This window comes from Microbacterium stercoris (assembly GCF_017592545.1).
In the GTDB taxonomy this organism is placed as follows: domain Bacteria; phylum Actinomycetota; class Actinomycetes; order Actinomycetales; family Microbacteriaceae; genus Microbacterium; species Microbacterium stercoris.
Map to the genome: position 1 here is coordinate 221,433 of NZ_JAGFOA010000003.1, position 13,316 is coordinate 234,748.

Below are 13,316 nucleotides of genomic sequence, written 5' to 3' on the forward strand. Positions count from 1 at the left end.
GGGTCGTGTGGCGGGATCTGGTCCTCCCGGGGCGGGATGTCCTCCCGTGCCGTGGGCTGGGTGGGGTGCCGGATCGGGAGGGAATCCCGGGGCCGGAGGGTCGCGTTGGGCGATCCGGTCCTCCCGGTGCGAGATCTCCTCCCGTGCCGGGCGGGGCGCCCACAGCCGTGTCCGAAAACCGCCAGCCGGCGACGGATCCGGGTGGGAAGCTGGAGGCATGAGCCCGACCATGACCTTCGACGAGCGGTACCGCGCGATCTCGTCGCGCGACGCGCGGTTCGACGGGCAGTTCGTCACGGCGGTGAGCTCGACGGGCATCTACTGCCGTCCGTCCTGCCCCGCGAAGACGCCGAAAGAGGCGAACGTGACGTTCTACCCGACGAGCGCCGCGGCGCACGAGGCGGGGTTCCGTGCGTGCAAGCGGTGCCTGCCGGAGGCCGCTCCCGGATCGCCCGACTGGAACCTGCGCGGTGACGTCGCGGGGCGAGCGATGCGCCTGATCGCCGACGGCGTCGTCGAGCGCGAGGGTGTCGCCGGTCTCGCGAACCGCCTGGGCTACTCGAGTCGCCACCTCACGCGGCTGCTTGCGACCGAGCTGGGGGCGGGCCCGCTCGCGCTCGCCCGCGCGCATCGCGCGCACACCGCTCGGCTGCTCCTGATCGGCACCGACCTGCCCGTGGCGGATGTGGCGTTCTCGGCCGGGTTCGCGAGCGTGCGGCAGTTCAACGAGACGGTGCGCGAGGTCTTCGAGATGACGCCGACCGAGCTGCGCGCTCGCCGCCGCGGCCTGCCGAACGCCCCGACGGGCATCGATCTGGTGCTGCCGTACCGCGAGCCCTTCGATCCGGACGGCCTGTTCGCGTGGATGGGAGTGCGCGCGCTGGCCGGGGTGGAGGAGGGCGGCGCGTCGAGCTTCGCACGCACGCTGCGTCTGCCGCACGGTGCCGCGTGGTTCCGGCTGCGCCACGAGCAGGGACGGCTGCGGCTCGAAGCGAAACTCGAGAGCCTCGCCGATCTGTCGACGCTCGTGGCCCGGGCCCGCCGCCTCTTCGATCTCGATGCCGATCCGCTCGCGATCGATGAGGCCCTGTCCCGGCATCCCGAGCTCGCACTGCACGTGCGCGAGAACCCGGGCATGCGCCTGCCGGGCACGGCGGATCCGCACGAGCTGCTGATCCGAGCCATGGTGGGGCAGCAGATCTCGGTCGCCGCCGCGCGCACGCACCTGACCCGCCTCGTCGACGCGCTCGGCGAGCGGGTGGAGCTGGCGGGCGAGCAGCGCATCCTGTTCCCGACGATGGAGGCGATCGCCGAGCGGGGCGCGGAGATCCTGACCGGCCCGGCGGCGCGCATCCGGGCGATCACGGGGGCCGCCGCGGCGCTCGCCCGTGGCGAGCTGCAGCTCACGAGCGGCGACGACGCCCAGGAGCAGCGTGCCGCGCTGCTGGCGATGCCCGGCATCGGGCCGTGGACGGCCGACTACGTGCGCATGCGCGTGATCGGCGATCCCGACGTCATCCTCACCGGCGACGTCGCACTGCGCACGGGCGCTGCCCGCGCGGGGATTCCGTCCGAGGCGCGCGAGCTCGCCGCCTGGGCCACCCGCGCCGCACCCTGGCGCTCGTACGTCTCGATGCACCTGTGGCGTCTGGCCGCAGGCCCCGCCGTCGCCTCGCCCGCACCCCACCCCGGGCCCACAGCGCCGGTCGACGCCCCCGCGGCCGAAGCGCGCGTTGACTAGTCCTGCGCGGCATCACTAGTCCCGCCTGGACTAGTGAGCCCGCGGAGGACTAGTCAACGTCCCCACCGCAACCCACCCCCACCGCAAACACACCCCTGCCGCAACCCACCCGCAACCCACCCGCAACCCACCCTTGCCGCAACCCACCCGCCGCAACCCCCGAACGAGGAGAGACCATGACCGCCATCGTGCAGACGCTGGAGACGCCCGACGGCGCGTTCACGATCGTCGCCGACGCGGACGGATCCGTGCTGGCGTCGGGATGGAGCGCCGATGTCGCCACGATGCTCGGACGGATCCACCCGCGCCTGCGACCCGAGAGCGCACGCGAAGGCGCGCTCGCCGCGGGCGAAGCGGTGCGCGCGTTCTACGCCGGCGAGCTCGACGCGATCGACACCGTGCCGGTGCGTCAGCGCGGCACCGAGATGCAGCTGCGCGGATGGGCGGCGCTGCGCCGGATCGCGCCGGGCGCGCCCCTGACGTACACCACCTTCGCCGAGGCGCTCGGCAGCCCCGGATCCGTCCGCCCCGCCGCATCGATCTGCGCCCGCAACGCTCCGGCGCTCTTCGTTCCCTGCCACCGCGTGCTGCGCACCGACGGATCGCTCGGCGGCTTCGCGTGGGGACTGCACGTGAAGCGCGCGCTGCTCGACCGAGAGGCCGGGCTCTCGCTCGTCTGACCCGGATCAGCTCGTCCGGCCGGATCCGTCCCCCTCGCGCGGGTCGCGGAGTCCGTCCATCGCCTCGACCAGCGTCGAGTGGATGTAGCCGAGCTCGGGGGTGGCGAACGTCGTCCACTCGGCGTCGGCCGGCGCGTGGGCGGCATCCGACTGCTGCCAGTCATCCGCCTGCGCGGGGTGGTGCACGTACACCCACCAGAGGTTCCCCCACGGATCCTGGAACCGCGAGAAGACGTCCCCGAAGAAGTCGGTGGGCTCGGTGACGACGCGGGCGCCGCGCGCCTGCGCCCGCGCGAGCACCTCGGCGGCGTCGTCGACGTACACACGCAGGAACGCCGGGGTGAATGGCCAGTGCGGTTTGCGGTCGGCGATCGTGAGCATCGAGTCGCCGATGATCAGCTCGGAGTGCAGGATGAGCCCGTCGTCGTCGCGCGTGCGCGCCTCGGGCACGTCGCGCGCGTCGAACACGTGCACAACGAAGTCGATCAGGTCGTCGGCGCGGTCGGCGAACACGAACGGCGCGATGACGGCGGTGCCGTCGGGGGTGTCGGTCATGAGTCCTCCTCGTCCAGGCCGAGTCTGCTCTCTTCGCGCGCAGACGTCGAGCACCCGTCTGCGGTGGAACCGCTTTCGCGAAATGTCGGATGCCGATGTGCGCAAACCGCCCCGGGCGTGCGCGGGCGACGATACGGTCAAAGGGAAGCGCTGTCGCTTCGCGAGTTGCATCGTTGCAAGCGGCGCCTGCCTGGGCATAGCCTGTAAGGCTCTGCCGGTTTCGGCTCATTCCCCCGTCTGAGGATCATGACCACCAGTCCTGACACACGTCTGTCGACCCCGAAAGCCCTTCTCCGTCTCCTCGAGTTCGCGCGCCCCGTGCTGCCGCGCCTGTTCGCAGGTGGCCTCAGCGCGCTCGCCGCGGCGCTCATCGCGCTGATGATCCCGATCGCCCTGGAGTGGCTGATCGAGGGTCCCATCGCCTCGGGAGAGGTGTCGGCCGTCGCGTGGGGCGCCATCGCGGTGCTCGCGCTCGGTCTGCTCGAGGCGACCATGGTCTACCTGCGCCGCTGGCTGATCCTGGGCCCGGCGACGCTCGTCGAGTACGACATCCGCCGCACCTTCTTCAACCGCCTGCAGCACCTGCCCGTGTCGTTCCACGACCGCTGGCAGTCGGGCCAGCTGCTGAGCCGCATGATGCAGGACATCGGCCTCATCCGGCGCTGGATGGCGTTCGGCCTCGTGCTGCTCGTCGTCAACATCCTGACGATCATCATCGGCGCGATCCTGCTGTTCCAGTGGCACTGGGCGCTCGCCCTCGTCTTCCTGGTCTCGGGTGTGCCGCTGTGGATCCAGGGCTTCCTCTTCGAGCGCACGTACGGCTCGCTCACGCGCCTCAGCCAGGATCAGCAGGGCGACCTGGCCACCAGCGTCGAGGAGTCGGTGCACGGCATCCGCGTGCTCAAGGCCTTCGGGCGCGGGCCCCACGCCCTCCGCCGCTTCACGCGCCAGGCCGAGACGCTGCGCGACACCGAGATGCGCAAGGCCGGATCGATCGCGCGCGTCGACTTCTGGCTCGTCGTGATGCCCGAGCTGGCCTTCGGCTTCAGCCTGCTGCTGGGCATCTGGCTGGCATCGCAGGGCCAGCTCGCGGTCGGCGAGATGATCGCCTACTTCGCGATGCTGACGATCCTGCGCTGGCCGATCGAGTCGATCGGCTTCCTGTTCTCGTTCCTGATGGACGCCCGCACGGCCACCGACCGCGTCTTCGAGGTCTTCGACGCGCACAACGACATCGCCGATCCCGCCGATCCCGTGACGATCTCGGATCCGCAGGGCGCGCTGACCTTCCAGGGCGCACGGTTCCGCTACCAGGACGCGGGATCCGCCGAGCCCGACCTGCTCGACGGCATCGACCTGGAGGTGCGTCCGGGCGAGACCATGGCGCTGGTGGGACTGACCGGATCGGGCAAGACCACGCTCACCACGCTGCCCACGCGCCTGTATGACGTGACGGGCGGACGCGTGCTGATCGACGGCGTCGACGTGCGCGACCTGCGCCTGGTGGAGCTGCGCCGGATCATCGCGACCGCCTTCGAGGACGCCACGCTGTTCTCGGCCTCGGTGCGCGACAACGTGCTGCTCGGCCGCGACGACCTCGACCCGCGCTCGCCCGAGGCCGAACGTGTGCTGCGCGAGGCCCTGGAGGTGGCGCAGGCGTCGTTCGTCGACGACCTGCCCGAAGGCGCCGAGACGAAGATCGGCGAGGAGGGCATGTCGCTCTCGGGTGGGCAGCGCCAGCGCCTGGCGCTCGCCCGCGCGGTGGCGGCCCGTCCCGCGGTGCTGGTGATGGACGACCCCCTGTCGGCCCTCGACGTCGAGACCGAGGAGCGGGTGCAGGCGGAGCTGCGCCGTGTGCTCGCGGGCACCACCGCGCTCATCGTGGCCCACCGCCCCTCGACCGTCGCTCTCGCCGATCGCGTCGCGCTGCTCGAAGGCGGCCGGATCACCGCGGTCGGCACCCATCACGAGCTGATGCGGTCGTCGTCCCACTACCGCTCGGTCATCTCCTCCTTCGAGAGGGAGGAGGCCGAGGAGCGCGCCTGGCGCAACGATCCCAACCCCACGGCGTCGCTCGACATCATCGAGACCGGCCAGATCGCCGTCGTCGCCGAGGAGGACGCCCGATGAGCACCACGGTCCAGGGAACGGCCGGCGAGGACCGCTCCGACTACACGCGCGATGAGAACCGCGCGATCCGCAAGCGCTCGCTGCGCCTGCTCGGATCGCTGCTGCGCCCGCTGCGCGGTCAGGTCATCCTGGTCGCGGTCGTGGTGGTGCTGCAGACCGCCCTGCGGGTCGTGGGACCGGCGCTGCTGGGCTTCGGCATCAGCGTGGCGCTGCCCGCGGTGCTCGAGCGCGGAGACTGGGGCCCGGCCTGGTTCATCACCACGACCTACGCGGTGACGGCCGTGAGCAACGCCTCGATGCTGGCCTGGTACGACGTGCTGGCCGCGAAGGTCACGCAGAACGTGCTGCTCGATCTGCGCACGCGGGTCTTCCGCCATACGCAGCTGCTGAGCCTGGAGTTCCACGAGAGCTACACCTCGGGCCGGATCATCTCCCGCCAGACGAGCGACCTCGACACCATCCGGGAACTGCTCGGCGGCGGCCTCAACCAGCTTGTGCACGGAGTGCTCTTCGGCGTCTTCACCTTCATCGCGCTCGCGCTGTGGGACTGGCAGTCGGCGCTGGTGCTCGTCGTGGCGGGCATTCCGCTCGCGATGCTCATGCGCTGGTTCTACAAGGCCTCGCAGGTCACCTACCGCACGTCGCGCGTCGTCAGCGCGAAGGTCATCGTCAAGTTCGTGGAGACGATGACGGGTATCCGCGCGGGCAAGGCGTTCCGCACGGAGCCGCGCAACGAGGAGGAGTTCTCGGGGCTCGCGCTGGACTATCGCGATGTCAACATGCGCTCGATCCGGCTGTTCGGCACGTTCGAGCCCGGTCTCATGGCGATCTCCGCGTTCTCGATCGGCATCGTGGTGCTCTGGGGCGGCATCCGGATCACGCAGGGCGAGCTCGCGGTCGGCTTCCTGCTGACGGCCGTGCTGTACGTGCGCAACTTCTTTATGCCGCTGCAGGAGATCGCGATGTTCCTGAACTCCTTCCAGAACGCCTCCGCGGCGCTCGAGAAGGTCTCGGGTGTGCTCGAGGAGCAGCCGACGGTTCCGGATCCCGCCAAGCCCGTGGCTCTCGAGGCCGCACGCGGAGCCGTGCGCTTCGAGGAGGTGACCTTCGCCTACGGCACCGGCAAGGTGATCCTGCCCCGGTTCACGCTCGATATCCCCGCGGGCCAGACGGTCGCGCTGGTCGGCACGACGGGTGCGGGCAAGTCGACCCTGGCGAAGCTCGTCTCGCGGTTCTACGACCCCTCGCAGGGACGCGTCACCCTCGACGGCGTCGACCTGCGCGACCTCGCGTCGCGCGACCTGCGCCGATCGATCGTGATGGTCACGCAAGAGGCCTACCTGTTCAGCGGAACGGTCGCCGACAACATCGCGCTGGGCCGGCCCGACGCGACCATGGACGAGATCGTGGCGGCGGCGCGAGCGGTGGGCGCGGATGCCTTCATCCAGAGCCTGCCCGACGGCTACAGCACCGACGTCAACAAGCGCGGCGGCCGGGTGTCGGCCGGTCAGCGCCAGCTGATCTCGTTCGCGCGGGCGTTCCTTGCGAACCCGGCCGTGCTCATCCTCGACGAGGCCACCGCATCGCTCGACATCCCGAGCGAGAAGATGATCCAGGGCGCGCTGCAGACGCTGCTCGCCGACCGCACGGCCATCATCATCGCCCACCGCCTCTCCACGGTCGCGATCGCCGATCGCGTGCTGGTGATGGAGCACGGGCAGGTCATCGAGGACGACAGCCCCGAGGCGCTCATCGCCGGAACGGGCAAGTTCGCACAGCTCCACGCCGCGTGGCGCGAGAGCCTCGTCTGACCGCCGGAGGCGTACAGCAAGAAGGCCCCGGACCGCGCGGTCCGGGGCCTTCGCCTTCAGAAGAGGAGGGCGACGGAGTCTCGATGGGGGAGGGGGATTCGAGACCCCGCCGCCGGCATGATCTCAGCACAGGCGCCCTTGCCGTCGCTGACGAGTCAAGTCGAGATGAGTTCCCCCAGCAGGAGCCGGGCCGTGTCAGACACGGATTTCGGCAACCACCTCACCGTACTCCGTCTCCCCGGTCGGTGTGAAGCCGACACGTCGGAAGAACGCCTCGGGGCCGCCCTCGCCGGCCTCGTAGATCACCGTCAGGTGGTCGAGGCCGCGCTTGCGCGCCTCCTCGACGAGACCCTCGACCGCGAAGCGGCCGACGCCGCGACCCTGGTCGTCGGCGTCGACGTTGATGCGCAGCAGAACGGAGCGGAAGTGCTCGTTCGGGGCATCCTCGTCGAAGGATCCGCTGACGAAGCCGACGACGTCGTCCCCATCGAGCACCACGCGCTGCCAGGCCTTGGCGGGGTTGATGACGGTCGCCGCGATGCCATAGGAGACGGGGGCGAGGAACTGCTCCTGGCCGGGCTTGAGCGACAGCGTGTTCACGGCGACGATCGTCGCGGCAGAGAGCTCGACCAGTTTCAGCGTCATATCGTCAGGCTAACCGCTCTCGCGGGTGGGTGCGCAAGCGAGATCCGGATCAGTCGTGCACCCAGACCTCGGAGCCGACCTGCAGGAATCGGTAGGTCCACTCGGCGGCGGTCTGCGTCATGTTGACGCAGCCGTGGCTGAGGTAGTTGCCCGCACCGAAGCTGTTGTGCCAGTAGGTGCCGTGGAAGCCCTGGTCGCCGTTGAAGTACGTGACGAAGGGCACGTTGGCCGTGCAGTAGTCGAACTTGCCGCCGGGCACGTAATTGCCCTCGGCGTCGCACGATCCCATGTTCTGGCTGGTGAGCTGGCCGTACACGGTGAAGTGACCCGTCTTGGTGTCGTGCCCCGGCTTGCCGAGCGCGATCGGGTACGAGGCGACGAGGGCCTCCTGGCCGGCGGCCGGTCCCTCGTAGAAGTACGCCGTTCCCGCCGACTTGTCGACCTCGGCCCGGCGGAAGTGCGTGACCGTCTCGAACTTCACGACCTCGCCCTGCAGGTCGAAGCTCAGGTCGCCGCTCTGCAGCGACGCGGCGATCGCATCGGAGACGCCGTCGGTGGTCTCGATGCCGAAGCCGTCCTGACCCTCCTTGAGGACATGCAGCTTGTCGCCCGCGGAGTTGACGACCACCTCTTCGTTCACGACGTCCTTGTTGACGCGCGCGGGGAGATCCTTGATCGCCTCCTCGATGGCGCCCATGTCGGGGGTCACGACGAAGTCGCCCGACTCCGGGTCGGCGGTGATGTCCATCCAGCCCTGGATGTCGGCGGCGGGCAGGGCGAGCGCGAGCTCGTCCTGCAGGTAGAAGCCGGCGGCCTGGGCGCTGTCGGCGACGAACTGGTCGTTCAGCGATGCGGCGAACGCCTGCGCCTCCTCGGTCGTGGCGGCGGCCTCGACCTCGGTCTCCTGCGGCTCGACCGTGATCGTGTCGGCGGGGTCGGGGTGCTTCGCGAGCGCCTCGGTGATGCTGGCCGCGAGCGCGGCGACGTCGACGCCCTCGCCCGAGGTGGCCTCGACGACCGTGTACTGGCTCGCGTCGGCGTCGAAGACGACCTGGGCGTCCACCGAGTCGGAGTAGAGCTCGGGCACGGCGCCGCGCAGCGTCTCGGCGGCCTTCTCGGCGTCGATCGAGACCGTGCCGTCGACGCGGCCGTTGCCCCATGCCCCGAGGTTCCAGGCCGGATAGGTCGTGAACGCCTGCTCGGCGAGCGCCTTCGCGTCGACGGAGAGACCGAGGTCGGCTCCGCTGACGGTGGCGTCGCCGATCGCGAACCGCCGGTCCTCGAGGTGCGCCGCGATGGTCGCGGCGGCGTTGCCCTCGGTCGAGAAGCCCACGGGCGCGCCCGCGGCGGTGACGCCCGGCGCGATCAGCACGGCGGCGGCAGCGCCGGCGGCCGCGGCGATCAGGCCCACGGGGATGCCGATGCCGAGCCACAGGCCGAGGTGACGCTTCTTGCGGGGCTCTGCCTCGGCCCACTGCACGTCGCCGTGCTCGGCCGGGCCGACGGGGGTCTCGCCGGGCAGGGGCGGGCGCGGCGGAATCACCATGGTCGAGTGCGCGTCTGCACCGGCCGAGTCGTCGCCGCCCGCGCCGTCGGGCCTGGTCGCCACATTCGTCACCGATAACCCCCTGAGAACGTGATCGCGCGCGTGGAGTCTGCGGGAGCAGACGCGCGGTCAAAATTAGGCTACGGCCGCAAGGTGTACGGAGCCGGCTCAGGCGATCACGGTCTCATTGCAATGCGCTGGGCGTCCGGTGTGCCTTTGGGGCGCCCCCTCTCAGTGGCTGGGCATACGCTCCCGGAACGATTCCACCGTGCGCTCGGGCGTTCCTGCGGGGCGCGACCAGGCGGCCTCGGCCGCCGCGCCGATCCGCGGCAGGATCAGCTGCTCGATGTCGTCGAGCGTGCGCACCGTCTCACTCCACAGGCAGGCCTCGACGCCGAGGATCGCATCCTCGGCGAGGCCCGGGATGACCGTGCCCGGGTCCCAGTCGTACGAGCGCTCGATGCTCGTCGGACCGTTGGCCCAGGTCAGGCCGAGGGGATGATCGGCATGCGGCTTCATGTCGAGGTAGATCGCATCGGCGGGGGACAGGATGATCCTGCCGCCGTTGTCCACGAAGCGGCGCGTCTTCTCGACCCACTCCGCGCACTCGGGGGCGGATCCGTCCCGGTAGCCCCAGTACTGGCCGATCGTGCCGCGCGGCAGGTCGGCGACACCCGCCTCATGCCACGCGACCGCCGTCTTCCCCGTCTCGGCGGCGAGACGAGTGATCAGCGAGACCATGGCGCGGTAGTCGGCGGGATCGGTGCCGAGAGCCTCGTCTCCGCCGACGTGCAGGTAGGGGCCCGGGGTCAGGGCGGCGAGCTCGGTGAGCACGTCGCGCAGGAACGGCTCGAGGCCCGGGGCGTCGGCGCGCAGCGAGGAGAAGCCGACCGCGATGCCCGTGTAGGGCTCGTGCTTCGGGGGCGGCGGGCCCTCGAGATGCGGGCTTGGGGCCGGATCCGCGACGAGCTCGGGGTGGCTGAGGCCGATCGCGTGCGTGTGCCCCGGCAGATCGAACTCGGGCACGACCGTCATGTGGTGGGCGCTCGCTGCGTCGAGGATGCGCTGCCAGTCGTCGCGCGTGTAGAAGCCGCCCTCGTCGCCGCCGACTGCGGTGCCGGATCCGGCCTCCGTCAGCTCGGGGTGCGAGGCGAGCGCGAGGCGCCAGCCCTGGTCGTCGGAGAGGTGCAGGTGCAGCGTGTTGAGCTTCAGCGCGGACGCGCGACGGATGACGGCCTCGACCGTCGAGACCGGGTGGAAGTGGCGGGCGACGTCGAGCATGATGCCGCGGTGCGCGAACCGCGGCTCGTCGCGGATCTCGATGCCCGGCAGCGGCCCCGCGGCCGCGAGCTGCGCGAGCGTCTGGCGGGCGTAGAACTCGCCGGCGGGGGTGGAGCTCTCGATCAGCACCCCGGAGTCGTCGATGCGCAGGCGGTAGCCCTCGGCGTGCAGGTGCGGGTCGGTGCGGAGGGTCTCTCCGTGCTTCGCGGGCTCGACGGTCGGGACGACATCGTCCAGGGGCACAACGGACGCGGGCCAGGGCACAAGTGGCAACACCATGCCAGGACCGTACTTGCTGTGTCACAAGTTTGTAAACATCCCTAACAGATTTCGTGAACCCCTTGCGTCGAGAAGGGTTCGTAAGCGTTACTTACAAACATGACTCAGCGAGGCCGGATCAAGGTGCTGCCGGAGCACGCCCGCACGCACAACCGTGCGCTCGTGCTCGCCACCCTCTTCCACGACGGGGCGATGAGCCGCGCCGACCTCGCCCGCGAGACCGGTCTCACCCGCGTCACGACATCGGACCTCGTCGGCGACCTCGTCGCCGATGGCCTCGTCGTCGAGCAGGGCGCGCGTCAAGAGGCCCGTCCGGGCAAGCCCGGGATGCTCGTCGACCTCGACCGATCCGGTCTCCAGGTGGTGGCTCTCGATCTGTCCGACAGCCGCGAGTACCGGGGCGCCGTGATCGATCTCGCCGGATCGATCCTGGCCCGTGAGGCCGTCCCGAGGCCGGCCGACGGCGAGGCCGACCAGGCTCTTGTCGCCACGCGCACCCTCGCCGCCACGCTGCTGCGTCGCGCCACCGGCCGTGTGCTCGGCGTCGGCGTCGGGGCGCCCGGCATCATCACGCGCGAGGGAGTGGTGACCTCCTCGCCCAACCTCGGCTGGAGCGACCTGCCGCTGCAGCAGAACCTGCGCGACCTGCTGGGCGTGCCCGTGCACGTGGCCAACGACGCCAACGTCGCGGCCCTCGCCGAGCACACACTCGGCGGCGCATCCGGCGACGTGATGGTCGTCAAGGTCGGACGCGGCGTCGGCGCCGGCGTGCTCACCCGCGGCGAGCTGACGCGCGGCAGCCGCGACGCCGCCGGCGAGATCGGTCACGTCACGGTCGGCACCGACGGTGGCCCGCTCTGCGTCTGCGGCAAGCACGGCTGCCTGGAGTCGTGGCTGTCGGTGCGCTCGCTCGAGGAGCGGATCGCCGGCGGTGCCGATCCGGATCACGTCCTCCGAGACGCCGGCGAGCGGCTCGCGATCGCGGTCGCCCCCATCGTCGGAGCCCTCGATCTGTCGGAGATCGTGCTCTCCGGCCCCGCCGACCAGCTCGACGGCGTGCTGCGCGACACCGTCGTCGCCACGCTGCGCGCCCGCACCTTCCTGCACGACGACGTGCAGGTCCGGATGTCCGCCCAAGGAGACGACGTCGTGCTGAGAGGCGCGGTCGTCCTGATCCTCGACGGAGAACTCGGGGTCTCATAGGCGAGTCCCCGCCCCCACAAAAAGAGCACCATCCACACCCCCCGGAAGGAACGCATCACATGAACAGCAAGTCCCTGGCCGGAATCGGCCTGCTCACCATCGGCGCCGTCGCCCTCACGGGCTGTGGCGGCGGAGGCAACGGCGCGGGCGGCGACGAGCCCGCCGCCGAGACCGGCGAGATCACCGTCTGGGTCGTCGGCACCGACACCCCCGAGACGGCGCGCGAGTACCTCGTCGACACCTTCGAGTCTGAGAACGAGGGCTGGACCCTCAAGCTCGAGGAGAAGACCTGGGCGGACGTCTCGGAGACCTACGTCGCCGCGCTCCAGTCGAACGACACCCCGGATGTCGTCGAGGTCGGCAACACGCAGGCCATCGGCTTCATCGACCAGGGCCTCTTTTCGGATCTCGGCGACATCCGCGGCGACCTCGGCGACCTGAACCCCGGCCTCGAGGAGGCCGGCACGTTCGAGGACACCTTCTATGCCGCGCCGTACTACGCCGGCGGCCGCGTGGTGTTCTACTCGCCGGAGATCGTCGACCCCGCGACGCTGCCCAACACGCTCGAGGAGTACGTCGAGCAGGGCATCGCCAAGCGCACCGACGCCATGAGCGGCATCTACGCACCGGGCCGCGACTGGTACAACATGCTCCCCTACATCTGGACGTACGGCGGCGAGATCGCCGTGCAGGACGGTGACGCCTGGGACGCGCAGTTCTCGAGCGAGGAGTCGCTGCAGGGCCTCGAGCTGCTGCAGAAGGTCTACCAGGAGGCCACCAACGCGCCCGCCGACGCGCTCGAGACCGACGCGCACGTGCCGTTCTGCGCCGGTGAGACGGCGTTCCTGTCGGCTCCGGCGTGGATGCAGTGGTCGATCCTGGCCGAGCCCGACGCCGAGAACCCCGGATGCCCCGACACCTTCGGCAAGGACCTCGGAGCGTTCCCGCTGCCGGGTGCCAGCGAGGGCGAGACCGCACCGATCTTCGCGGGCGGATCGAACCTCGGCGTCGCCGCGCTGTCCGAGAACCAGGAGATGGCCAAGGCCGCGCTGAAGATCATGCTCTCCAAGGGCTACCAGGATCTGCTCGCCGAGGGAGGCCTGACGCCGGCCCTGCTCGAGTCGACCGAGTCGCTGCCCGACACCCCCGTCGCCCAGGCGCAGGCCGAGGCGCTCGCCAACTCGAAGGGTGTGCCCACCTCGCCGAACTGGGCCGAGGTCGAGTCGAGCCTGATCATCCAGGACTCCCTCGTCAAGATCGCCCAGGGCGAGGACGTGAAGGCCGTGGCCGAGGCGCTCGACGCCGAGATCGAGTCGATCCTCAACGGCTGAGAGTCGTCGATGAAGGCACGGGGCGTCTCGAATCCCTCGCTCCCCGCTCGCTCGTCGAGCGAGCGAAGCGAGCCGGGACGCCCCGCACCCGACGCCCGCGTCGACCACGAACGG

Annotated in this window: 10 protein-coding genes; 6 read left to right on the forward strand and 4 right to left on the reverse strand. The window is 70.6% G+C overall.

From position 1 onward, the window contains the following. Window positions 1–217 precede the first annotated feature (217 nt). Both J5V96_RS08795 and J5V96_RS08800 read left to right on the forward strand, forming a co-directional pair. On the forward strand, window positions 218–1,741 hold the full coding sequence (locus J5V96_RS08795; protein ID WP_208502877.1) for an AlkA N-terminal domain-containing protein: 1,524 nt from the start codon (window positions 218–220) through the stop codon (window positions 1,739–1,741). A gap of 176 nt (window positions 1,742–1,917) precedes the next feature. Further along, window positions 1,918–2,421: a methylated-DNA--[protein]-cysteine S-methyltransferase gene (locus J5V96_RS08800; protein WP_208502879.1), complete on the forward strand. Its 504-nt coding sequence runs from the start codon at window positions 1,918–1,920 to the stop codon at window positions 2,419–2,421. Window positions 2,422–2,427: 6 nt separating this feature from the next. Here the strand turns inward: J5V96_RS08800 and J5V96_RS08805 are convergent, their stop codons facing one another. After that, entirely contained in the window at window positions 2,428–2,976 is a 549-nt protein-coding gene (locus tag J5V96_RS08805) for a VOC family protein (RefSeq protein ID WP_208502881.1), read from the reverse strand. A 246-nt stretch (window positions 2,977–3,222) separates the two neighbouring features. On the opposite strand from J5V96_RS08805, the gene J5V96_RS08810 reads away from it, so the two are divergent. Together J5V96_RS08810 and J5V96_RS08815 are read left to right on the forward strand one after the other, a co-directional pair. Further along, entirely contained in the window at window positions 3,223–5,106 is a 1,884-nt protein-coding gene (locus J5V96_RS08810) for an ABC transporter ATP-binding protein (RefSeq protein ID WP_208502882.1), read from the forward strand. Next, window positions 5,103–6,917, forward strand: a complete 1,815-nt coding sequence (locus J5V96_RS08815) for an ABC transporter ATP-binding protein (RefSeq protein WP_208502884.1) — start codon at window positions 5,103–5,105, stop codon at window positions 6,915–6,917. Before J5V96_RS08810 ends, J5V96_RS08815 begins: the two co-directional genes overlap by 4 nt. A gap of 195 nt (window positions 6,918–7,112) precedes the next feature. Here the strand turns inward: J5V96_RS08815 and J5V96_RS08820 are convergent, their stop codons facing one another. From J5V96_RS08820 to J5V96_RS08830, 3 genes are all read right to left on the reverse strand, one after another. Next, window positions 7,113–7,562 carry a GNAT family N-acetyltransferase gene (locus J5V96_RS08820; protein WP_208502886.1) on the reverse strand — a complete coding sequence of 150 codons (450 nt, stop codon included), beginning with the start codon at window positions 7,560–7,562 and terminating at the stop codon, window positions 7,113–7,115. Between the two features lie 49 nt (window positions 7,563–7,611). After that, window positions 7,612–9,180, reverse strand: coding sequence for a L,D-transpeptidase family protein (locus J5V96_RS08825; protein WP_208502888.1), 1,569 nt, complete (start codon window positions 9,178–9,180; stop codon window positions 7,612–7,614). Between the two features lie 159 nt (window positions 9,181–9,339). Further along, entirely contained in the window at window positions 9,340–10,668 is a 1,329-nt protein-coding gene (locus tag J5V96_RS08830; RefSeq protein WP_208502890.1) for a beta-N-acetylhexosaminidase, read from the reverse strand. A 99-nt stretch (window positions 10,669–10,767) separates the two neighbouring features. Between J5V96_RS08830 and J5V96_RS08835 the strand changes: the two genes are divergently transcribed. Continuing rightward, window positions 10,768–11,871 (forward strand): ROK family transcriptional regulator, encoded by a 1,104-nt coding sequence (locus tag J5V96_RS08835; RefSeq protein WP_208502893.1) that lies wholly within the window; start codon window positions 10,768–10,770, stop codon window positions 11,869–11,871. Between the two features lie 59 nt (window positions 11,872–11,930). Continuing rightward, window positions 11,931–13,202 (forward strand): extracellular solute-binding protein, encoded by a 1,272-nt coding sequence (locus J5V96_RS08840; RefSeq protein ID WP_208502895.1) that lies wholly within the window; start codon window positions 11,931–11,933, stop codon window positions 13,200–13,202. Window positions 13,203–13,316: the final 114 nt, after the last annotated feature.

Excerpts from the sequence above, each read along its gene's own strand:
- J5V96_RS08795 (WP_208502877.1), top strand. The coding sequence starts at position 218 with ATGAGCCCGACCATGACCTTCGACGAGCGGTACCGCGCGATCTCGTCG.
- J5V96_RS08800 (WP_208502879.1), top strand. The coding sequence starts at position 1,918 with ATGACCGCCATCGTGCAGACGCTGGAGACGCCCGACGGCGCGTTCACG.
- J5V96_RS08805 (WP_208502881.1), bottom strand. The coding sequence starts at position 2,976 with ATGACCGACACCCCCGACGGCACCGCCGTCATCGCGCCGTTCGTGTTC.
- J5V96_RS08810 (WP_208502882.1), top strand. The coding sequence starts at position 3,223 with ATGACCACCAGTCCTGACACACGTCTGTCGACCCCGAAAGCCCTTCTC.
- J5V96_RS08815 (WP_208502884.1), top strand. The coding sequence starts at position 5,103 with ATGAGCACCACGGTCCAGGGAACGGCCGGCGAGGACCGCTCCGACTAC.
- J5V96_RS08820 (WP_208502886.1), bottom strand. The coding sequence starts at position 7,562 with ATGACGCTGAAACTGGTCGAGCTCTCTGCCGCGACGATCGTCGCCGTG.
- J5V96_RS08830 (WP_208502890.1), bottom strand. The coding sequence starts at position 10,668 with ATGGTGTTGCCACTTGTGCCCTGGCCCGCGTCCGTTGTGCCCCTGGAC.
- J5V96_RS08835 (WP_208502893.1), top strand. The coding sequence starts at position 10,768 with ATGACTCAGCGAGGCCGGATCAAGGTGCTGCCGGAGCACGCCCGCACG.
- J5V96_RS08840 (WP_208502895.1), top strand. The coding sequence starts at position 11,931 with ATGAACAGCAAGTCCCTGGCCGGAATCGGCCTGCTCACCATCGGCGCC.